At 70.6% G+C, this 21,410-nt stretch carries 19 protein-coding genes and 1 riboswitch; of the genes, 9 read left to right on the forward strand and 10 right to left on the reverse strand.

Annotation, left to right across the window (positions count from 1 at the left end):
• Positions 1-126: 126 nt before the first annotated feature.
• Positions 127-504, reverse strand: coding sequence for a phage holin family protein (locus tag B086_RS0109885; protein ID WP_018566256.1), 378 nt, complete (start codon positions 502-504; stop codon positions 127-129).
• 48 nt (positions 505-552) lie between these two features.
• On the opposite strand from B086_RS0109885, the gene B086_RS0109890 reads away from it, so the two are divergent.
• From B086_RS0109890 to B086_RS0109905, 4 genes are all read left to right on the forward strand, one after another.
• Positions 553-870, forward strand: a complete 318-nt coding sequence (locus B086_RS0109890) for a cupin domain-containing protein (protein WP_018566257.1) — start codon at positions 553-555, stop codon at positions 868-870.
• A gap of 178 nt (positions 871-1,048) precedes the next feature.
• Positions 1,049-1,261, forward strand: coding sequence for a DUF5326 family protein (locus B086_RS0109895; protein WP_018566258.1), 213 nt, complete (start codon positions 1,049-1,051; stop codon positions 1,259-1,261).
• A 320-nt stretch (positions 1,262-1,581) separates the two neighbouring features.
• On the forward strand, positions 1,582-2,355 hold the full coding sequence (locus tag B086_RS0109900; protein ID WP_018566259.1) for an IclR family transcriptional regulator: 774 nt from the start codon (positions 1,582-1,584) through the stop codon (positions 2,353-2,355).
• A gap of 98 nt (positions 2,356-2,453) precedes the next feature.
• Entirely contained in the window at positions 2,454-2,891 is a 438-nt protein-coding gene (locus tag B086_RS0109905) for an SsgA family sporulation/cell division regulator (RefSeq protein WP_018566260.1), read from the forward strand.
• 99 nt (positions 2,892-2,990) lie between these two features.
• Here B086_RS0109905 and B086_RS0109910 read toward each other — a convergent pair whose 3' ends face one another.
• Entirely contained in the window at positions 2,991-4,382 is a 1,392-nt protein-coding gene (locus B086_RS0109910; RefSeq protein WP_026252270.1) for a YibE/F family protein, read from the reverse strand.
• A gap of 71 nt (positions 4,383-4,453) precedes the next feature.
• Positions 4,454-4,631, forward strand: a riboswitch (TPP riboswitch).
• On the opposite strand from B086_RS0109910, the gene thiC reads away from it, so the two are divergent.
• Complete coding sequence (gene thiC / locus B086_RS0109915; protein ID WP_018566262.1) at positions 4,624-6,414, forward strand: phosphomethylpyrimidine synthase ThiC; 1,791 nt, start codon at positions 4,624-4,626, stop codon at positions 6,412-6,414. (Overlaps the previous riboswitch by 8 nt.)
• A 78-nt stretch (positions 6,415-6,492) precedes the next feature.
• On the opposite strand, the gene B086_RS0109920 is transcribed toward thiC, so the two are convergent.
• The 3 genes from B086_RS0109920 to B086_RS0109930 all read right to left on the reverse strand — a co-directional run bounded on the left by B086_RS0109920 (position 6,493) and on the right by B086_RS0109930 (position 9,941).
• Positions 6,493-7,359, reverse strand: coding sequence for a hypothetical protein (locus B086_RS0109920; protein ID WP_018566263.1), 867 nt, complete (start codon positions 7,357-7,359; stop codon positions 6,493-6,495).
• 182 nt (positions 7,360-7,541) lie between these two features.
• Positions 7,542-8,645, reverse strand: coding sequence for a metallophosphoesterase (locus tag B086_RS0109925; RefSeq protein WP_267880884.1), 1,104 nt, complete (start codon positions 8,643-8,645; stop codon positions 7,542-7,544).
• Between the two features lie 183 nt (positions 8,646-8,828).
• Entirely contained in the window at positions 8,829-9,941 is a 1,113-nt protein-coding gene (locus tag B086_RS0109930; RefSeq protein WP_078510031.1) for a LacI family DNA-binding transcriptional regulator, read from the reverse strand.
• Between the two features lie 446 nt (positions 9,942-10,387).
• Between B086_RS0109930 and hisC the strand changes: the two genes are divergently transcribed.
• Complete coding sequence (gene hisC, locus B086_RS0109935) at positions 10,388-11,467, forward strand: histidinol-phosphate transaminase (RefSeq protein ID WP_018566266.1); 1,080 nt, start codon at positions 10,388-10,390, stop codon at positions 11,465-11,467.
• Positions 11,468-11,548: 81 nt separating this feature from the next.
• Here the strand turns inward: hisC and B086_RS0109940 are convergent, their stop codons facing one another.
• Entirely contained in the window at positions 11,549-11,977 is a 429-nt protein-coding gene (locus tag B086_RS0109940) for a cyclophilin-like fold protein (protein WP_018566267.1), read from the reverse strand.
• 203 nt (positions 11,978-12,180) lie between these two features.
• Here B086_RS0109940 and B086_RS0109945 point away from each other — a divergent pair, with 203 nt between their 5' ends.
• The 3 genes from B086_RS0109945 to cydD are packed head-to-tail and all read left to right on the forward strand — an operon-like array spanning position 12,181 to position 18,301.
• Positions 12,181-13,689: a cytochrome ubiquinol oxidase subunit I gene (locus B086_RS0109945; RefSeq protein ID WP_026252272.1), complete on the forward strand. Its 1,509-nt coding sequence runs from the start codon at positions 12,181-12,183 to the stop codon at positions 13,687-13,689.
• Between the two features lie 18 nt (positions 13,690-13,707).
• Positions 13,708-14,712, forward strand: coding sequence for a cytochrome d ubiquinol oxidase subunit II (gene cydB, locus B086_RS0109950; RefSeq protein WP_018566269.1), 1,005 nt, complete (start codon positions 13,708-13,710; stop codon positions 14,710-14,712).
• 52 nt (positions 14,713-14,764) lie between these two features.
• Complete coding sequence (gene cydD / locus B086_RS0109955) at positions 14,765-18,301, forward strand: thiol reductant ABC exporter subunit CydD (protein WP_078531041.1); 3,537 nt, start codon at positions 14,765-14,767, stop codon at positions 18,299-18,301.
• Between the two features lie 46 nt (positions 18,302-18,347).
• Here cydD and B086_RS0109960 read toward each other — a convergent pair whose 3' ends face one another.
• From B086_RS0109960 to B086_RS0109975, 4 genes are all read right to left on the reverse strand, one after another.
• A complete protein-coding gene (locus B086_RS0109960) occupies positions 18,348-19,256 on the reverse strand; it encodes a Cof-type HAD-IIB family hydrolase (RefSeq protein ID WP_026252273.1) in 909 nt (302 codons plus the stop codon).
• 91 nt (positions 19,257-19,347) lie between these two features.
• Positions 19,348-20,250 (reverse strand): LLM class flavin-dependent oxidoreductase, encoded by a 903-nt coding sequence (locus B086_RS0109965; protein WP_018566272.1) that lies wholly within the window; start codon positions 20,248-20,250, stop codon positions 19,348-19,350.
• 41 nt (positions 20,251-20,291) lie between these two features.
• Positions 20,292-20,753 (reverse strand): hypothetical protein, encoded by a 462-nt coding sequence (locus tag B086_RS0109970; RefSeq protein WP_018566273.1) that lies wholly within the window; start codon positions 20,751-20,753, stop codon positions 20,292-20,294.
• Between the two features lie 11 nt (positions 20,754-20,764).
• Positions 20,765-21,313, reverse strand: a complete 549-nt coding sequence (locus B086_RS0109975) for an RNA 2'-phosphotransferase (RefSeq protein ID WP_018566274.1) — start codon at positions 21,311-21,313, stop codon at positions 20,765-20,767.
• Between the last annotated feature and the right edge of the window lie 97 nt (positions 21,314-21,410).

A 21,410-nucleotide genomic window follows, 5' to 3' on the forward strand; every position in this document is an offset into this window, starting at 1 on the left:
CTCGCGGCACGTGCTCTCGCGCCGTGGCGAGCAGGCTGTGGCTCGCCGTACCCACCCTCTCAGGACACCGCAGCCGGACCGGTGCCGCATCCTCCGTGGCGAAGGACGCGACCCTCCGGCACCTGCTCAGTCCTCGTCCGGCAGGACCATGTGCAGCGCCCAGGAGACGACCGAGATGATCAGTCCGCCGAGGACGGCGGTCCAGAAGCCCTCGACATGGAAGCTCAGGTCGACCTTGTCGCAGACCCAGGACGTCAGCAGCAGCATCAGCGCGTTGACGACGAGGGTGATCAGGCCCAGCGTCAGGATGAACAGCGGGAAGGTCAGCACCTTCACCACCGGTTTGACCAGGAAGTTGACCAGCCCGAACACCAGCGCGACACCGATGAGGGTGCCGACCTCCTTGGCCGTGTTGTCCCCGGTCAGTGTGATCTTGTCGAGCAGCCAGACGGCGACGGCCAGGGCGCCTGCGTTGGCGATCGTCTTGACTACGAAATTCTTCATGTGTCTGATCGTGGCAGACGAGATCGGCGACGAACACGGGCGAGGGTGATGAAGGCATTCCGGCTGGACGAACTGGAGGCGGAGCGGGCCGCCAACGACGGCGCGTACTTGCAGTTCCTGCGGGAGCGGAACATGTCCGTCGGCCTGTACGCGCTGGACGCGGGCGGCCATGACCCGCAGAACCCGCACCGCCAGGACGAGGTGTACTTCGTCGTGAGCGGCCGCGCCTCCCTCACGGTGGGCCTGGAGACGACCGAGGTGGCGCGCGGCAGCGTGGTCTACGTACCGGCCGGGGTCGCCCACAAGTTCCACCACATCAGCGAGGATCTGCGGGTCCTCGTGGTGTTCTCTCCGCCGGAAGCGTGAGGCGCCGTCTCAGGGTTCCCTAGGGGAACGGTCAGGGGAGGACAAGGGATGCGGAAGCCCCGTCCGGGCCCGCATCGGCCCTAGCATCGAAGCAGGACGTACGAGAGGTCCCGGCACCGGACGGTGCGGGCCACCGAGCACCCGGCGCAGGGCCGGCGGAGAGGTAAGGACGAGGGCAATGCGAGAAGTCTTCACGGGACTGCCGTGGTGGGTGAAGTGGATCGCGGTGCCGGTCATCGCCCTGGTCGTCTTCGGCAGCCTGATAGCGACGGTCGTCGGCTTCGTGATCGGTCTGCTGTTCAAGCTGCTGATCTTCGTGGCGCTGATCGGCGGTCTGATCTACATCGTGCGGAAGTTCATGTCGAGTTCGTCGTCGCGCGGCGACTGGTGAGCCTCAGGGGGCACCGGTGACCCGTGAGGGGCGTCGCCGGGTCCCCCGCGGGAGGGAAGTTTTCCGGACAGCCGTCCTGGAGCGGTGACAGGCGGATAGGGTCCGGGAATCGAAGCGGGGGCCGGCCCCCGCGGGCAGCGTTCCCCCACCCGTGTCCTCCGCACGGGCTGCCCCTCGCGCTACGGGAGTGACCCTTGGCCACGGTTGACACCGCACCCGCAGAACCGCATGCGCCCCCGGGTCCCCGGGCGCCGTCGGGTTCCACCGGGCTTCCCGCGCAGCCGCGCTCCGCGCCCGCGGTGGAGCGCCCGCGCGTCGGTGTGCCGGAGCAGCCTCCCGCCCCGGCGGGACAGACCCTCATCGGATCCGTGCAGCGTGCGATGCGCCTGCTGGAGACCGTCGCGGGGCATGAGCACGGGGCCCCGGCCAAGCAACTGGCCCGGGAGACCGGCCTCGCCCTCCCCACCGCCTACCACCTGCTGCGCACCCTGGTCCACGAGGGCTATCTGTACCGCGACCGCGGGCTGTTCTTCCTCGGGACGGCGGCCGAACGGCTGAGCAGCAGCGGAGCGGCGCAGAAACGTCGCAGCACGGTCGTCGACTCGCTCGCACAATGGCGCGATCTGATCGGCGTCCCGGTGTACTACGCGATGTACCGGGACGGTGAGATCGAGGTCGTGTGCGTCTCCGACACCCCGGCGAATCCGGCTGTCCAGGAGTGGGCGGACTTCCGGGAGACCGGGCACGCGCACGCGATCGGCCAGTGTCTGCTGTCCCAGCTGGACGAGAGCGCCCGCCGGGACCATCTGTCCCGCTACCCGGCGCGGTCCATCACGCCGTACACCGTCCGCGACGACCACACCTTGCTGCGACGGCTCGAACGGATGCCCAGGATGCAGCCGGTGACGGAACGGCAGGAGTATGCGCTGGGGACGGTCTGCGCGGCTGTGCCGATCACCGTGGGGGCCACGGCGGCGACGATGGCGCTCTCGCTCCCCGCGCACCAGGCCGACCGGCTGCTGCCCGCGGCGCGGCAGCTCCAGAGCGAGGTGGGACGGCGTGTCGGCGCCCTCGCGCTCGCTATCAGTATCTGAAAACTCACTCCTTGTGATCTGCCATATACGTTCAGCAAGATGCCACCAGTATCAAGGGGACCATTCCCGGCCAGTCGACGGCAGATGACGGGGTAGCGATGCGCGAGTCCGTACAGGCAGAGGTCATGATGAGCTTTCTCGTGTCCGAGGAGCTCTCCTTCCGCATTCCGGTGGAACTGCGGTACGAGACCCGTGATCCCTATGCCGTACGGCTGACCTTCCATCTGCCCGGCGACGCCCCTGTCACCTGGGCCTTCGGCCGGGAACTGCTGGTCGACGGGGTGGGCAGGCCGTGCGGCGACGGCGATGTGCGCATCGGTCCCGCCGACAACGAGGAGCTGGCCGAGGTACTGATCCGCCTTCAGGTCGGCGCCGACCGGGCGCTGTTCCGGTCTTCCACCGCGCCCCTGGTGGCGTTCCTCGACCGCACGGACAAACTGGTCCCGCTGGGCCAGGAGGGCGCTCTGGAGGACTTCGACGCGCATCTCGACGAGGCCCTGGACCGCATTCTGGCGGAAGAGCAGAGCGCGGGCTGAAGCGTTTCGGCAACCGAGTGTGCGGAGGAGTAACGCTTCACCACACGGTCCGTGACCTTTTCGCCGTCCCTGCGGGCCATGGTCCCGCCCGGGGGCGGATCACCGTTTGCGGCGCCTGCCCCGGCCGCCGCGCGCCGGTGCGGGCAGCCCCGCCGCGGCAGGGGCGGCCACCGGCTGCGGCCGGTCGGCCGCGACGACGAGAGCCGCCAGCGCCGTGGTGACCGGCACCGAGGCGACCAGGCCGATCGAGCCCACGAGCGTGCGCACGATCTCCTCGGCGACGAGTTCGCTGGTGGCCACCGTCCCCACGCTGCTCTGCGCGATCGAGAAGAGCAGCAGCAGCGGCAGCGCCGCGCCCGCGTAGGCCAGGACCAGGGTGTTGACGACGGACGCGATGTGGTCGCGCCCGATCCGGATGCCCGCGCGGTACAGCCCCCGCCAGCCCATCGCCGGATTGGCCTCGTGCAGCTCCCAGACCGCCGATGTCTGCGTGACCGTCACGTCGTCGAGGACACCGAGCGACCCGATGATCACCCCGGCGAGCAGCAGGCCGCTCATGTCGATCGACGGATACAGGCCATGGATCAGTCCGGTGTTGTCGTCGGTGTTGCCGGTGAGGGAGGCCCAGCCGATGAACAGCGAACCCAGGACGCCGATCAGCACCAGCGAGACCAGCGTGCCGAGTACGGCCACCGAGGTACGGGCGGACAGGCCATGGCACATGTACAGCGCGATCAGCATGATCGCGCTCGCTCCCACCACGGCCACGACCAGCGGATTCGACCCTTGCAGGATCGCGGGCAGGATGAAGAGGTCCAGCACCACGAAGCTGATGGCCAGCGCGACCAGCGCCATCACCCCGCGCATCCGCCCGACGACCACGACGGCGAGTGCGAAGATTCCGGCCAGCAGCGCCATGGGGAAGCCGCGGCTCACATCCGTGACCGAGTACTGCAACTCCCTCGGCGCGGCGGGCTCGTAGGCGGCCACGATCCTCTCGCCCTGGTGCAACTGCCGCGACTGGTCCGGCTGCACGATCTCCGTGAAGGTACGCCCCTTGTCCTTTCCGGTGTCGACGCGGATCGTGGCCTTCTTGCAGGTGCCGGACGCCTGCGCCTGGGCGGAGGCGCCCTCGGCGGTGGAGGTGTCGCCGGTCGGTGTGTCGCCCGAGGTGTTCACCGCCTTGCAGCTCACCGCCACCACCTGGGTGACCGTGGCCTGCTGCGTCTGCCGGTCGAAGCCCACGCCGGTGCGCTGGTGTGCGGGGGCGCCGCCGGGCCAGAGCACGACGAGCCCGACCACCACGGCGGCGGCGAACGGGACCAGAACCGCAGCGATGATCTTGCGGAGGTGCTGCGAGACAGGCGCGGCCGGGCCATGACTGTGGCCGTGCGCATGCCCGTGACCGTGTCCGGATCCATGGCCGTGCCCGGACTCGGGGCCGGGGCGTGGTTCCGGCGGCGGATGGGGGAACTGCTGCGTCGTGGTCACCGACCGATCATCGCAAGAACGCCGGGGGCCCACTGTTCACCGCGCCACACATGGCGCTAGCGTGGAGGCACCTTTGCACACGCGGGAGCTCGGAGCACCGGGCTGAGAGGGCGCTGACCTTCGTCTTCGCGATGTTTCACGTGGAACGTACGACGTTCCCCGGGAAATGCCGCCGGACGGAAGCCGCTGCGTCGACCGCCGAACCTGTTACCGGGTAATGCCGGCGTAGGGAGTAGGTCTCATGACCAACAAGGACGCACGCACGCCTGCCTCCGTCCAGGACGAACAGTCCCCGGAGGCCGGGAAATCCATCGGCTGGCACAAGGCGTATGTCGAGGGCACCCGCCCCGACCTGCGGGTGCCGGTCCGTCAGGTGCACCTCACCAACGGGGAGTCGGTCACCCTCTACGACACCTCGGGCGCGTACACCGACCCGCTCGTGGACACCGACGTCCGGCGCGGTCTGCCGCCGCTGCGGGAGAACTGGATCATCGCCCGCGGCGACACCGAGGAGTACGCGGGCCGTCCCGTCCGTCCCGAGGACGACGGGATCAAGCACACCTCGCCGCGCGGAGGACTGCGCAACCTCGACGCGGTGTTCCCCGGCCGGCCGCGCCAGCCGCGGCGGGGGCGCGGCGGACAGGCGGTGACGCAGCTGGCCTATGCGCGCCGCGGGGAGATCACCCCCGAGATGGAGTTCGTGGCCCTCCGGGAGAACGTCTCCCCCGAGGTCGTCCGTGAGGAGATCGCCGCCGGCCGTGCGGTGCTCCCGGCCAATGTGAACCACCCGGAGATCGAGCCGATGATCATCGGCAAGCGGTTCCTGGTGAAGGTCAACGCCAACATCGGCAACTCTGCGGTCACCTCCTCGATCGAGGAGGAGGTCGAGAAGATGACGTGGGCGACCCGCTGGGGCGCCGACACCGTCATGGACCTTTCCACCGGCCGCAACATCCACACCACACGCGAGTGGGTGCTGCGCAACTCCCCCGTCCCCATCGGCACGGTGCCGCTCTATCAGGCCCTGGAGAAGGTCGACGGCAGGGCCGAGGAGCTGACCTGGGAGGTCTACAAGGACACGGTCATCGAGCAGGCCGAACAGGGCGTGGACTACATGACGGTCCACGCCGGCGTACGCCTCGCGTATGTGCCGCTGACCGCGAACCGCAAGACCGGCATCGTCTCGCGCGGCGGCTCGATCATGGCGGCCTGGTGCCTCGCGCACCACAAGGAGTCGTTCCTCTACGAGAACTTCGAGGAACTCTGCGAGATCCTCGCCGCCTACGACGTCACGTACTCGCTCGGCGACGGCCTCAGGCCCGGATCCATCGCGGACGCCAACGACGAGGCACAGTTCGCGGAGCTGCGCACGCTCGGGGAACTCAACACGATCGCCAAGCGTTTCCACGTACAGACGATGATCGAGGGCCCGGGACATGTCCCGATGCACAAGATCAAGGAGAACATCGACCTTCAGCAGGAGATCTGCGATGAAGCTCCGTTCTATACGCTCGGCCCGCTGACGACCGACGTCGCCCCGGCGTACGACCACATCACCTCCGGTATCGGCGCCGCCATGATCGCCTGGTGGGGCACGGCCATGCTCTGCTACGTCACGCCCAAGGAGCACCTCGGCCTGCCCAACCGTGACGACGTCAAGACCGGCGTCATCACCTACAAGATCGCCGCCCATGCGGCCGACCTCGCCAAGGGGCACCCGGGAGCCCAGGAATGGGACGACGCGCTCTCCGACGCCCGGTTCGAGTTCCGGTGGGAGGACCAGTTCAACCTGGCCCTCGACCCGGACACGGCCCGGGAGTTCCACGACGAGACCCTTCCGGCGGAGCCCGCCAAGACCGCCCACTTCTGCTCCATGTGCGGTCCGAAGTTCTGCTCGATGAAGATCTCGCAGGACATCCGCCGCGAGCACGGCACCGGCCGGGCCGAGACCGACATCGAGGAGGGCATGGCCCAGAAGTCGAAGGAGTTCGCCGCGGCGGGCAACCGGGTGTACCTGCCGATCGCGGAGTGAGACCGGTGTGACAGCCGGCGGCTGCCGGTGCCGGAGGGGGCGGCGGATCCCGTCCCCGTCCGGCACCGGTCCGGTCGCTCACTCCGGGCGGTGTTCCGGACCCCCGAAGTCCGGGCTGGAGAAGTCCGGGCTGGAGTAGCTCGGACGGGAGCCCGGGGCCGCCCCGTCGTCCGGGCTGCTGAAGCCGGGGCGGCCGTAGCCCAGATGCGGCATCCGGCCGCTCGGGGCCGCGGGGTCCACGCGGTGCGGCGCCGCACCGGCGGAGGCCGCGAGGGCCTCGCGCAGGAACGGCAGGAGGCCCCGTTCGAGCAGGGCCTCGCGCCAGGCGTCCCGGGCCCGTGCGAGGTCCTCGTCGAGGACGCCGTACGGCACGGCGTCCGGTGCGGGCCGGTTGCGCAGCGCGGTGGCCAGCAGTGCCACACCGGCCGCCAGGAGGGCCGCCGCGGTCACGGCGCCGAACACCCAGCCGACGGTGACCAGACTCTGCGCGAAGGCCGGTGCCGGGTCGAGGGCCTTCAGGGCGTAGCCGACGAGGAGGAAGAGGGCGGCGGCGATCCCGGCGAGGACGGGGGCGAGAACCGCGACCACCGCGGCGGCCCCCGCGCCGCCGGTCTCCACGGCCTCGCCGGCGGTGGCCGCGAGTTCCGGCGCGGCCGGGTCCGGTTCTGCGGTGCCGGGGTCCCGGACGGCCGGCGCTCCGGCCGGTGCCGGCCGACGCAGCTTTTCGCGGACCGTCACGTAGTGGTGGTACTCGGTCGCCGCGGCCGCGGTGATCAGGGCGGTGGCGTTGAGCGCCATGGTGCGCAGCTGTTCGGTGGTGAGCCGCTGTCCGACGGCGGTCGCTTCCAGGTGGTGTGGGGCGGAGCGCAGCGCCTCATCGAGGATCCGCTCGTACTCCCGGCGGTCCTCGCTCAGCAGGTGCTGCGGAACGCTGTTCATGTGCATCCCCCGATGCTCCGTAGGGCTTGGGGCTCGCATGACAGCGAGCCGTCGGGCAGAAACGGAGGGGAGCCTGCTACGGATAAACCGATGGTAGAGCCGCGACGGTGCGCGGTGACAGGGGGTTTCCACAAATTGCGTGCCGGGCCGCGGCCGGGCCCGGCACCGACGGGGTGGCCGTCGAACGATCAGACGTCCAGCGGAAGTTGCTGGACCAGCAGCTTTCCGGCCATGGTCACGCCGCCGTCCATGGCGATGGCGAGGCCCTCGGCGTAGACGTGCGGTCCCTCCACGACGGGACCCGCGGCCTCGTCGCCGTCCTCGGAGCCGACTTCGCCCAGCAGATAGGGGATGGGGCTGTGGCCGTGCACGATGCGGGCGCCGCCGTAGGTGCCGAGCAGCGAGCGCACGGCGTCGGCGCCGCCCTCGTCACGGAAGGAGAAGCGCTTGGTGAACTTGCGGAACAGGTCCCAGCACTCGTCCGCGTCATTGCGCGTGAGGGTGTCGTGGACCGTGTCGTTGACCGCTTCGATCGAGTCGCCGTAATCGAGGTAGGAGGTGGTGTCGGAGTGCACGAGGAGGTAGCCGTCGACCTCCTCCATCGCGTCGAGGCGGGCCATCCACTGCAAGTGGTGGTCCTGGAGGCGGTCCATGTCGGACTTCTGGCCGCCGTTGAGCAGCCAGGCCGCCTGGAAGGTGGCGGTGCCCGCACCGGAGTTGACGGGGGTGTCGCCGAACCGCTTGGCGCCCAGCAGCAGCAGCTCGTGGTTGCCCATGAGGGCCTTGCAGTAGCCGCCGGCCGCCGCCGCCTCGGCGGACAGCCGCATCACCAGATCGATGACGCCGATGCCGTCCGGGCCGCGGTCGGTGAAGTCGCCGAGGAACCACAGCCGCGCGGTGCCAGCGCACCACTGGCCCGCGGCGTCGACGAGTCCCTGCTCCTGGAGCGCGGCGACCAGTTGGTCGAGATAGCCGTGCACGTCGCCGACGACGAACAGGGGTCCGGGCCCGGCCGGGGCCTGCGCGGCGACGGGGTCCACCGTCACCTGGACCGTGTCGCCGCGGTGGATGACGGGCAGGTCGCGCTGGGTCGGCGTGTACACGTCCGGGTAGCCCTCCTCGGGCGCCGGGCGCTCCTCCTCGTGCGGCGGCGCGCTCTCGGCGGGAGGCGCGCCGGTGGGGTACGGACCGGCCTCGTTCATGTACGCGGGCACGCGGAAGTCGCGCAGTGTCGCCGTCCGCTCCACCTCGGGTCCCTGACCGGCCCCCTGAGTCATCGACCCCTCCACCATCGCGCCGCGTCTGCACCGCTTCGGACTGCCTGGTCGCAGCGGCCCGCGGTGTCGTGCGCCCATCATAGGAATGCGGATCGCGCCGTGTGATGACCCAGGGGTGGTGAATCGGAACGGGACTCAGGTTCACCGTGGCTTTCGCCCCGTTTGGACACTCTTCGGCGGGCCCGCGGCGCGACGCTCCTACTGCTCCTCCGGTGACCGGGGCGGGCTGACGGTCGTGCGCGGCGGGCGCCGCTGCGAGGAGGTGCGCACGATCAGCTCGGTCGGTATGACCTGCTCGACCGGCTGGTCCGACTCGACTCCCTCGATGGCGTCGATGAGGAGCTGGACCACCGCGGTGCCGATGCGGCGCGGTTTGAGGGAGAGCGTGGTGATCGGCGGCTCGGTGTTGGCGTAGACCGTGGACTCGCTGCAGCACACCAGCAGCAGATCGTCGGGGACGCGCAGGCCGTAGCGGCGGGCGGCGGCGAGCAGGTCCGTGCCGTTGGGGTCGAACAGCCCGTAGACGGCGTCGGGCCGGTCGGGGCGCGCCAGCAGCCGGTCGGCGGCGACGGCGCCCGCGCACGGATCGTGTGCGGGATAGGACTCGTAGACCGGGTCCTGGCCGACGCGCTCGCACCAGCGCAGGTAGGCGGTCGTCGACAGATGGGTGTACGTGTCGGTGGTGGTGCCGGTGAGCAGGCCGATGCGGCGGGCGCCGGCCTCGGCGAGGTGGTCGAGGATGTCGAGGACGGCGGCCTCGTGGTCGTTGTCGACCCAGGCGGTGACCGGGAGGGCGCCGGCCGGGCGGCCGTCGCTCACCACCGGTAAGCCCTGCCGGACCAGCTCGCTGACGACCGGGTCCTGGTCGGAGGGGTCGATGACGACCGTGCCGTCCAGGGCGACGTTCGACCACACGTCGTGGCGCGAGGTCGCCGGGAGGATGACGAGCGCGTAGCCGCGGGCGAGCGCGGCCGAGGTGGCGGCCCGCGCCATCTCGGCGAAGTACGCGAACTCGGTGAAGGTGAAAGGTTCATCCCCGTACGTCGTCACGGTCAGGCCGATGAGGCCCGACTTCCCGGTACGGAGCGTGCGTGCTGCGGCCGAGGGGCGGTACCCCAGCCGGTCGGCGACCTCACGGACATGGCGGCGGGTGGCGTCCGGGAGCCGGCCCTTGCCGTTGAGGGCATCGGAGACGGTTGTGATGGAGACTCCGGCGGCGGCGGCCACGTCTCTGATGCCCGCCCGACCCGGCCGGCTGCCTCGACGAGAGGTATCCGCGCGGCTCACCTGGTGCTTCCCTGCTGCTGTCATGGCGAGCCGATAGTAGGGCTCATGCGGTGGGGTAGTGCGGACGCATATGCACGCATTGACAGGCACGTTTCTGCATGGTCATAAAGGGTCAACTGCCTTAGAAAGTGAGTCAGTTAAGCGATTTCATGCCAGGACGTGATGCGACGACACCCATGGGCCTGTCGAGCCCTGGAGGTCTCGAAGAGGTCTCAACTCACCTGCACGAGCGACGCGCGCCACGGCGCAAGCCACCGGCGCATAGATATATGTGAGATGCGCCCCTCATTCGTACATATTCGTACGAAGACGCCCGTGATGTCGCACGGAGGGCCGCGCGGCCGTCCGTGCGGCGGGCGGCGGGTGCGGAACCGGTCCGAGGTGATGGCTTCCGACCCATTCGCAGCAGCGCCCAATCCTCATAAGGTATGGAGTATTGGATGTCGGTGGTGGCCATGAGGAGGACTGCGGTGAGCGAGACGAACCCGAAGCTGCGCGCCGAGCTGGAAGGCATCCCCACCTACAAGCCCGGCAAGGCCGCCGCGGGCGACGGCCCGGTGGCGTACAAGCTGTCCTCCAACGAGAACCCCTATCCGCCGCTGCCCGGTGTCATGGAGACGGTGACGGCGGCGGCCTCCTCCTTCAACCGGTACCCGGACATGGCCTGCACCGATCTGGTCAACGAGCTGGCCGAGCGCTTCGGCGTGCCGGCCGCGCACGTGGCCACCGGCACCGGTTCCGTCGGCGTGGCCCAGCAGCTGATCCAGGCCACCAGCGGTCCCGGCGACGAGGTCATGTACGCCTGGCGGTCCTTCGAGGCGTATCCGATCATCACGCAGATCAGCGGCGCGACCTCGGTGAAGGTGCCGCTCACGCCGGGCGATGTGCACGACCTGGACGCGATGGCGGACGCGATCACCGAGCGCACCCGCCTGATCTTCGTGTGCAATCCGAACAACCCGACCGGCACAGTGGTGCGCCGGGCCGAGCTGGAACGGTTCCTCGACCGGGTGCCCGGCGATGTGCTGGTGGTGCTGGACGAGGCCTACCGCGAGTTCATCCGGGACCCCGAGGTGCCGGACGGCGCGGTGCTCTACCGGGACCGGCCCAACGTCTGCGTGCTGCGCACCTTCTCCAAGGCGTACGGCCTCGCCGGACTGCGGGTGGGTTTCGCCATCGCCCACGAGCCGGTCGCGGCGGCGCTGCGCAAGACGGCCGTGCCCTTCGGAGTGAGCCAGCTGGCGCAGGAAGCGGCGATCGCCTCCCTGCGGGCGGAGGACGAGCTGCTGGGCCGGGTGGGTTCGCTGGTGTGCGAGCGCACGCGCGTGGTCGACGCGCTGCGTGCCCAGGGCTGGACCGTTCCCGAGACGCAGGCCAACTTCGTGTGGCTGCGGCTGGGGGAGCGCACGGCGGCCTTCGCCGAGACCTGTGAGCGTGCGGGCGTGGTCGTGCGGCCGTTCCCCGGCGAGGGGGTGCGGGTGACCGTCGCGGAGACCGAGGCGAACGACATCTTCCTGAAGACGGCCGAGACGTTCTTCAAGGAGGTCTGAGAGCGGGGACGACAGGTCCTTGAGGGCCGCCGGTCCCCGGCGAGCGGTCGTTTCCGGCCGTTCCCGGGAGCCGTGCGGCCCTCAGGGGGACGTGAGGAGTTCCACACGTACCGGGTCGCCGTCGCGCACCGTCGCCAGGCGGCGCGGGTCGCCGTCGATCCGGCCGAGGACGTTGCACGGGCTTGCGAGACGGCATTCGGTGCCCCGTGAGAGGGGCGTGGGCCCGTAGGGCAGGGCCAGCGCGTCGCCGTCGGTCCAGAAGGCGACCGTGCCGGGCTCGACGACCTGCCGGGCGTCCGTTTCACGTGGAACACGTGTGCCCGTGTCGAAGTAGACCTCTTCGCCCCAGGTGCGGGCGGTGGAGACGAGGGGGAGTTCACCGGCGAGTGCCCGCGTGGTCGGGGTGTCGTCGAGGGCCGCGGTGAGGTGCCCCGCCGGCCAGGAGATCCGTATCCGCGTCGGTGGCGTGGGCTGTCCGGGCTGTGTCGGCTGTCCGGGCTGTGTCCGCATGCCGCGGATTCAACAATATGTTGAAGCTCCTGCCAAGGGGCTGGCCGGAAAGGGACCCCCCTTCGGACGCCGGGCGGGCGTGCGTCATAATTGCTTGTGAATGTGAACGCGTTCACAAGCTAGTCCGATTGCTGCACTGTTGTGCAGGTCACACCAGGGCAAACCGCCGCCGTAGGGCACGGCGACGTAAGGAGAGTGACGACGTGAACCTGGCTTTGGCGCCGGAGACACTGGCGCGCTGGCAGTTCGGCATCACGACCGTCTACCACTTCCTGTTCGTTCCCCTGACGATCTCCCTGGCCGCCCTCACGGCCGGGCTACAGACCGCCTGGGTGCGCACGGAGAAGGAGAAGTACCTCAGGGCGACCAAGTTCTGGGGCAAGCTCTTCCTGATCAATATCGCCATGGGCGTGGTCACCGGCATCGTGCAGGAGTTCCAGTTCGGCATGAACTGGTCGGACTACTCCCGCTTCGTCGGTGACATCTTCGGGGCTCCCCTCGCCTTCGAGGCGCTGATCGCGTTCTTCTTCGAGTCCACCTTCATCGGTCTGTGGATCTTCGGCTGGGACAAGCTCCCCAAGAAGATCCATCTGGCCTGCATCTGGATGGTCTCGATCGGCACGGTCCTGTCGGCGTACTTCATCCTCGCGGCCAACTCGTGGATGCAGCACCCGGTCGGCTACCGGATCAACCAGGCCAAGGGGCGCGCCGAACTCACCGACTTCTGGGCCGTACTGACCCAGAACACCGCGGTCGCCCAGGCGTTCCACACACTCGCCGCGTCCTTCCTGACCGGCGGCGCCTTCATGGTCGGCATCGCCGCCTTCCACCTGTTCCGCAAGAAGAACGTCTCCGTGATGAAGACCTCGCTGCGGCTGGGGCTGATCACGGTCGTCGTCGCCGGTCTGCTCACCGCGATCAGCGGCGACACGCTCGGTAAGGTCATGTTCAAGCAGCAGCCCATGAAGATGGCCGCTGCCGAGGCCCTCTGGGACGGCCAGAACTCCGCACCGTTCTCGGTCTTCGCGTACGGCGACGTCAGCAAGGGGCACAACTCCGTCGAGCTGTCGATCCCCGGAATACTGTCCTTCCTCGCGGACGACGACTTCCACTCCTACGTCCCCGGTATCAACGACACCAACAAGGCCGAGCAGCAGAAGTACGGTCCGGGCGACTACCGGCCCATCATCCCGGTCACCTTCTGGGCCTTCCGCTGGATGATCGGCTTCGGCATGGCCTCCTTCGCCATCGGACTGGCCGGGCTCTGGCTGACCCGGAAGAAGTTCATGCTGCCGCAGCATCTGCGGGTGGGTGAGGACGAGGTTCCCCATCTGGTCCTCTTCAAGAACAAGGCGCTCAGCCCCAAGCTCGGCCGGCTGTACTGGCTCGTCGCCATCTGGACCCTGGGCTTCCCGCTGATCGCCAACTCCTGGGGCTGGATCTTCACCGAGATGGGCCGTCAGCCGTGGGTCGTCTACGGCGTGCTACAGACCCGGCACGCGGTCTCCCCCGGTGTCTCCCAGGGCGAGGTCCTCACCTCCATGACCGTCTTCACGGCGCTGTACGCCATCCTCGCCGTCATCGAGGTGAAGCTGCTCGTGAAGTACGTGAAGGCCGGACCGCCCGAGCTGACGGAGGCCGACCTCAACCCGCCCACGAAGATCGGCGGCGACCACCGTGACGCCGACAAGCCGATGGCCTTCTCCTACTAGGCCGAGGAAGGCACCGTCATGGAACTGCACGACGTCTGGTTCGTCCTGATCGCCGTCCTGTGGACCGGCTACTTCTTCCTGGAGGGCTTCGACTTCGGAGTCGGTGTCCTCACCAAGCTGCTGGCCCGCGACCGGACCGAGAAGCGGGTGCTGATCAACACCATCGGCCCGGTCTGGGACGGCAACGAGGTGTGGCTGCTCTCCGCGGGCGGCGCGACCTTCGCCGCCTTCCCCGAGTGGTACGCCACGCTGTTCTCCGGCTTCTACCTGCCGCTGCTGATCATCCTGGTCTGCCTGATCGTGCGCGGTGTCGCCTTCGAGTACCGCGCCAAGCGGCCCGAGGAGAACTGGCAGCGCAACTGGGAGCACGCGATCTTCTGGTGCTCGCTGATCCCCGCGTTCCTGTGGGGCGTGGCCTTCGGCAACATCGTCCGAGGCGTCAAGATCGACCGTAATTTTGAGTACGTCGGCAGCTTCGGCGACCTGCTCAACCCGTACGCGCTCCTCGGCGGCGCCGTCACCCTGACGCTCTTCACCTTCCACGGCGCGGTGTTCACGGCACTGAAGACCGTGGGGGAGATCCGGGAACGGGCCCGCGCTCTGGCGCTGCGCGTGGGTCTGGTGACGGCCGTGGTGGCGCTGGCCTTCCTGCTGTGGACACAGGCCGACTCGGGCAACGGCCGGAGCCTGGTGGCGCTCGTCGTCGCGGTCGCCGCCCTGGTCGCCGCGCTGGTGGCCAATCAGGCAGGGCGTGAGGGCTGGTCCTTCGCCCTGTCGGGCGTCACCATCGTGGCCGCCGTGGCGATGCTCTTCCTGTCGCTGTTCCCGAACGTCATGCCGTCCACGCTCGACGCGGACTGGAGCCTGACGGTCACCAACGCCTCGTCCAGCCCCTACACCCTGAAGATCATGACCTGGTGCGCGGGGATCGCCACGCCGGTCGTCCTGCTCTACCAGGGATGGACGTACTGGGTGTTCCGCAAGCGGATCGGCACGCAGCACATCGCCGAAGCCGCGCACTGAGTCCGGTGAGGGGTGCGTTTCACGTGAAACGCACCCCGGTGGGCCGAAGGGCATGTTTCACGTGAAACCGATCGATCCGCGTCTCCTCCACTACGCCCGTGCCACCCGGTTCTTCCTGATGGCCGTCATTGGCCTGGGCGCTCTGGGCGCCGGGCTCGTCATCGCCCAGGCCATGCTCATCGCGGAAGTGGTGGTCGGCGCCTTCCAGCACCGGATGCCGGTCGCCGACCTCCGCACCCCCCTGCTGCTTCTGGTGGCCGTCGCCTGCGGCCGGGCGCTGGTCTCCTGGCTCACCGAGCTGGCGGCGCACCGGGCGAGCGCTGCGGTGAAATCCGAGCTGCGCGGGCGGCTGCTCGCCCGCGCCACGGCGCTGGGCCCCGGCTGGCTGAGCGCGCAGCGGACCGGTTCGCTGGTCACGCTGGCCACGCGCGGGATCGACGCCCTGGACGACTACTTCTCCCGCTATCTGCCGCAGCTCGGACTCGCGGTGGTCGTCCCGGTGGCGGTACTGGCCAGGGTCGTCACCGAGGACTGGGTGTCGGCGGCCATCATCGTCGGCACCCTGCCCCTCATCCCCGTCTTCATGATGCTCATCGGCTGGGCCACACAGTCCCGTATGGACCGGCAGTGGCGTCTGCTGTCCAGGCTGTCCGGGCACTTCCTGGACGTGGTGGCCGGCCTGCCGACCCTGAAGGTGTTCGGCCGGGCCAAGGCGCAGGCCGAGTCGATCAGGCGCATCACCGACGAATACCGGCGGGCGACCCTGCGTACGCTGCGCATCGCCTTCCTGTCCTCCTTCGCGCTGGAACTGCTGTCCACGCTGTCGGTCGCCCTGGTCGCCGTCACGATCGGGATGCGGCTCGTCAGCGGCGGCATGGACCTGTACACCGGCCTGGTCATCCTCGTGCTGGCGCCCGAGGCCTATCTGCCGCTGCGTCAGGTGGGCGCGCAGTACCACGCGGCGGCCGAAGGGCTGGCGGCGGCCGAGGAGATCTTCGACGTCCTCGGGACGCCGGTGCCGGAGTCCGGCACGGCGGCCGTCCCCGCCGGGGCCCTCACCTTCGAGGGCGTCGGTGTCCGCTATCCCGGGCGGTCGGCGGACGCCGTGTCCGAGGTGTCCTTCACGGTGGAGGCGGGCGAGACCGTGGCGCTCGTCGGGCCGAGCGGTGCGGGCAAGTCGACGCTGCTGAACGTCCTGCTGGGGTTCCTCCGGCCCACCACGGGCCGTGTACGCGTCGCGGGCACCGACCTGTCCGACATCGACCCGGAGCAGTGGCGCTCGCACATCGCCTGGGTGCCGCAGCGGCCCCAGCTGTTCGCCGGGACCATCGCGGAGAACGTCCGCCTCGCCCGGCCCGGCGCGGACGACGCCGCGGTCCGCGCGGCGCTGGCCGACGCGGGCGCGCTGACGTTCGTCGACGCCCTGCCGGACGGTACCGGGACCGTTCTGGGCGAGGACGGCACGGGGCTGTCCGCGGGCCAGCGGCAGCGGCTCGCGCTCGCCCGTGCCTTCCTCGCCGACCGTCCCGTCCTGCTGCTCGACGAGCCGACGGCGGCGCTGGACGGGGAGACCGAGGCCGGCATCGTGGAAGCGGTACGGCGCCTGTCCGCGGGACGCACGGTGCTGCTCGTGGTGCACCGGCCCGCGCTGCTGGAGGCCGCGGACCGGGTGGTGCACCTGGAAGGCACCGAGACACGGGGCCGGACGCACACGGCAGCGGCGGCCGTGCGAGACGGGGCAGAGGCGGCAGAGGCGACGGCGGCGCGGGAGACGACGGCCGGACCGGCCGCGCCCCTCGCGGAGGAACAGGCGACCGGGCGCGGCGTTGTCCCGGCGGCGGGCGGCGTTCTCGCCCGTGTCCGTGCGGCCTGCGGCCGCCGCCGCGGCCGCCTCGCCCTGGCCATGCTGCTCGGCAGCCTCGCCCTCGGCAGCGCCGTGGGACTGATGGCCACCTCCGGCTGGCTGATCTCCCGGGCGTCGCAGCACCCTCCGGTGCTCTATCTGATGGTGGCCGTCACGGCCACGCGGGCCTTCGGTATCGGCCGGGCCGTCTTCCGCTATGCGGAGCGGCTGGTGTCGCACGACGCGGTGCTGCGGATGCTGGCCGAGACCCGCGTGGCCGTCTACCGGCGGCTGGAGCGGCTGGCTCCCGCCGGGCTGCGGCGGACCCGCCGGGGCGATCTGCTGTCGCGGCTCGTCGCCGACGTGGACGCGCTCCAGGACTACTGGCTGCGCTGGCTGCTGCCCGCCGGTGCGGCGGTGACCGTGTCGGCCGCCTCCGTCGCCTTCACGGCCTGGCTGCTGCCCGAGGCCGGTGCGGTCCTCGCCGCGGGACTGCTGGCGGCCGGGGCGGGCGTCCCGGTGATCACCGGTGCCGTGGCACGCCGGGCCGAGCGGCGGCTCGCTCCCGCCCGCGGTGTCCTCGCGACCCGTGTGACCGACCTGCTCACCGGGACCGCCGAGCTGACGGTCGCCGGCGCGCTGCCCGCGCGGACCGCCGAGGCCCGCCGCGCCGACGGCGTACTGACCCGGATCGCCTCGCGCGCCGCCACCGCGACCGCGCTCGGCGACGGGCTCACCGCCCTCCTGTCGGGCCTGACCGTGACGGCGGCGGCACTCGTCGGCGCCCAGGCGGTCACCGAGGGGCGGCTGAACGGCGTGGCCCTGGCCGTCGTCGTACTCACCCCGCTGGCCGCCTTCGAGGCCGTCCTCGGCATGCCGCTCGCCGTCCGCCACCGCCAGCGGGTGCGGCGCAGCGCCGAGCGTGTGTACGAGATCCTGGACGCCCCCGAGCCCGTCCGCGAGCCGGAGGCGGCGCACCCGGAGCCCGCGACGCCCTTCCCGCTCACCGTGAGGTCCCTCACGGCCCGGCACACGGGCCAGGAGACGGACGCGCTGGCCGGACTGGACCTCACCCTGGAGGAGGGCCGCAGGGTCGCGGTCATCGGATCGTCCGGGGCCGGCAAGACGACCCTCGCCCAGGTGCTGCTGCGGTTCCTCGACCCGGCGTCGGGCACCTACCGCCTGGGCGGGGTCGACGCCCGCTCCCTGGACGGCGACACCGTACGGCGGTTCGTGGGCCTGTGCGCCCAGGACGCCCACCTCTTCGACAGCTCGGTGCGGGAGAACCTGCTGCTGGCCAGGAAGGACGCCGACGAGCCCGCGCTGCGGGCCGCGCTCGCCCGTGCCCGGCTGCTGGACTGGGCCGACAGCCTGCCCGACGGTCTCGACACGCTCGTCGGGGAGCACGGCGCCCGGTTGTCGGGTGGCCAGCGGCAGCGGCTGGCGCTGGCCCGTGCCCTGCTCGCCGACTTCCCCGTCCTGGTCCTCGACGAGCCGGCCGAGCATCTGGACCTGCCGACCGCCGACGCGCTCACCGCCGATCTGCTGAGTGCCACCGAGGGCCGTACGACGCTGCTCATCACGCACCGGCTGGCCGGGCTCGACGCCGTGGACGAGGTGATCGTCCTGGCGGAGGGACGAGTGGTCCAGCGCGGACCGTACGCGGAACTGCTCGCCCTGCCCGGTCCGCTGCGGAGCATGGCCGAGCGGGAGTCGGCGGCCGAACTGCTGGTGGCGGCCCGGTAGAAGAGCCGACGGCGTGCCGGACCCGGCGCGCCGTCGGCGGCTGCCGTCAGCGCCGCTCGGCCAGGATCCGTTCGATCACGAGGGCGACGCCGTCGTCGTTGTTGGCCGCGGTGCGTCCGGTCGCGGCGGCGGCGGCGTCCGGGTGGGCGTTGCCCATGGCGTAGGACCGGCCGGCCCAGGTGAGCATCTCGATGTCGTTGGGCATGTCGCCGAAGGCGACGACCTCCTCGTGGGAGATGCCGCGGTCGGCGCAGCACAGGGCGAGGGCGCTGGCCTTGGAGACACCGGGTCCGCTGATCTCCAGCAGGGCGCTGGGGCTGGAGCGGGTGACGGTGGCGCGGTCACCGACCGCGAGCCGGGCCACGGTGAGGAAGGCGTCGGGGTCGATCGTCGGGTGCGAGGCGAGGATCTTCAGGATCGGGTACCGGGCGGTGGCGCCGTCGGGCGCCAGCAGTTCCTCGGCGGGCGCCAGGGTGTCCGGCGCCTCCATGTGCAGCTTCGGATAGTCCGGCTCCTGATGGAATCCGTACGTCTGCTCGATCGCGTACGCGGTGCCGGGTGCCGCGTCGCGCAGCAGCCGCACGGTCTCCAGCGCGTTCTCCCGGGCGAGGTCCCGCACCTTGACGAAACGGTGGGCGCCCGGCCCGCCGTGCAGGTCGACCACGGCCGCGCCGTTGCCGCAGATCGCCAGGCCGTGGCCGTGCACATGCTCGCTGACGACATCCATCCAGCGGGCCGGGCGGCCGGTGACGAAGAAGACCTCGATACCGGCCTCCTCGGCGGCGGCGAGGGCGGCGACCGTGCGCGGGGAGACCGACTTGTCGTCGTGCAGCAACGTTCCGTCAAGATCGGTTGCGATCAGCCGCGGGGGGACGGCGGGGGCCGCTCCCCGCGCGAGCGAGGTCGAGAGCTGGGAGGAGGCCGGGGGCTCGGGCTGTCGCGTCGCTGAGGTCACCGCCTCATTGTCCCGTATCGCCTCGCACGATCGTGCGGGTCTGCGCACAGGTGAGACGTCGCTTCGGTCACGCCGGCCGAGCGGGCTTCGGTCACGCCAGCTGAGCGGGGGCGTCCGTGGCGATCTGCTCGAAGACCTTCTCGTCCGCGGCGAAATCGGAGTCCGGGATCGGCCAGTGGAGGACGATCTCGGTGAACCCCAGCTCCTGGTGCCGTCCCGCGAAGTCGACGAAAGCGTCGAGGGACTCCAGAGGACGCCCCCGGTCCGGGGTGAATCCGGTGAGCAGGATCTTGTCCAGACCGCTCACGTCCCGTCCGACCGCCCCGCACGCGGCACCGAGCTTCTCCACCTGGCCGCGCAGCGCCTGGACGGACTGCTCCGGCGTGCCCTCCTCGTACAGCTGGGGATCGCCGGTGGTCACCCACGCCTGCCCGTACCGCGCCGCCAGGCGCAGCCCGCGCGGACCCGTGGCGGCCACGGCGAACGGCAGCCGGGGCCGCTGCACACAGCCGGGGATGTTCCGCGCCTCGTGCGCCGAGTAGAAGTCGCCCTCGTACGACACCGTGTCCTCGGTCAGCAGCCGGTCCAGCAGCGGTACGAACTCGGCCAGCCGGTCGGCGCGCTCCCGCAGTGTCCACGGCTCCTGCCCGAGCGCGGTGGCGTCGAAGCCGGTGCCGCCCGCCCCGATGCCCAGCGTGAGCCGGCCGCCGGAGATGTCGTCGAGCGAGATCAGTTCCTTGGCGAGGGTGACCGGGTGCCGGAAGTTCGGCGAGGTCACCAGGGTCCCCAGGCGCATGCGCTCGGTCGTGGCCGCCGCGGCGGTCAGGGTCGGCACGGCACCGAACCACGGGCCGTCCCGGAAGCTGCGCCAGGACAGATGGTCGTAGGTGTAGCCGGTGTGGAATCCGAGCTGCTCGGCGCGGGTCCACGCCGCACGGCCGCCCTCGTGCCACCGGCGGTAGGGGAGGATGACGGTGCTCAGGCGCAGACTCATGACACCGAGCCTAGGGCCCCGCGTGTTTCACGTGAAACGGGTCACCGCACGTGGCTGCTCAGCCACGAGGTGAGACCGATCATCGGGATCAGTTCCTTGTACGTGCGGTCGCCGGGCAGGGGGACGACCAGGCGGTAGCCGGGCGGGAAACGCCGCGCCTTGACGAACGCGGTGCCCTCCAGGACGGAGCGCAGGAATGCGGGGACGTCGTCGCGGGGCACATCGTGGAAACGGACGCCCTCGACGGTGATCAGGGCGTCGTCCTCCGGATAGAGCTGCACGGTCAGCCGGGGCAGCCCGCCGAACTCGACGAACGCCTCGTGCGGCAGCGAACCGTCCGGGTCGGTGGTGACGCCGACCCCCACGGAGCTGCGTCGTGAGGTCTGGTCGGCGCCGATGTCGTGGGTCACCTCGATCTCGCGTGCGTAGGCGGCGGCGAGGGCACGACAGGCGGTGACGGCGGCTTCGGTCGTGGCGAGATGACGGTCCATGCCCACGATCATGCCGGACCGGGTCAGTGACCCGAGCCGAACCGCAGGTACTGCGGCGGTACGGCCTGTGTCAGCCACACGCCGTTGGCGCTGACCCGGAAGACATGGCCGTCGCGGTGCATCGCGGCGGCGTCCACGGCGAGCACGACCGGCCGGCCACGGCGGGCACCCACGCGGGTCGCGGTCTCCCGGTCGGGCGAGAGGTGCACGTCGTGCCGGTTCATGGGCCGCAGCCCCTCGGCGCGGATGGCGTCGAGGGCGCGGCCCACCGTCCCGTGGAAGAGGTACGGCGGCGGGGTCGCCGGCGGCAGCCCGAGGTCCACGTCGACGCTGTGTCCCTGGCTGGCCCGGATGCGCTCGCCCCGGATCTCGAAGCGCCGCTTGTCGTTGGTGGCGACGACGTGGTCCAGCTCCTCGCGGGTGAACCGGAAGCGATGCCCGGCCGCCGCCGCGATCAGGGCCTCGATCCCGACCCAGCCGGCCTCGTCGAGCGTGAGCCCGATCCTCCCGGGCTGGTGGCGCAGATGCCGGGAGAGGTACTTCGACACCTTCACGGTGCGTTGTTCGTCCATGCCACCAGCCTGCCGCGAGAGACGAGCCTCGCGCTGAACTTTTTCGCCGGGCAGGTTTGATCCACAGCCAAGTGAGGTTATCCACAGGCAGATTGAG

The sequence above is a fragment of the Streptomyces sp. PsTaAH-124 genome (genome assembly GCF_000373685.1).
GTDB lineage: Bacteria > Actinomycetota > Actinomycetes > Streptomycetales > Streptomycetaceae > Streptomyces > Streptomyces andamanensis.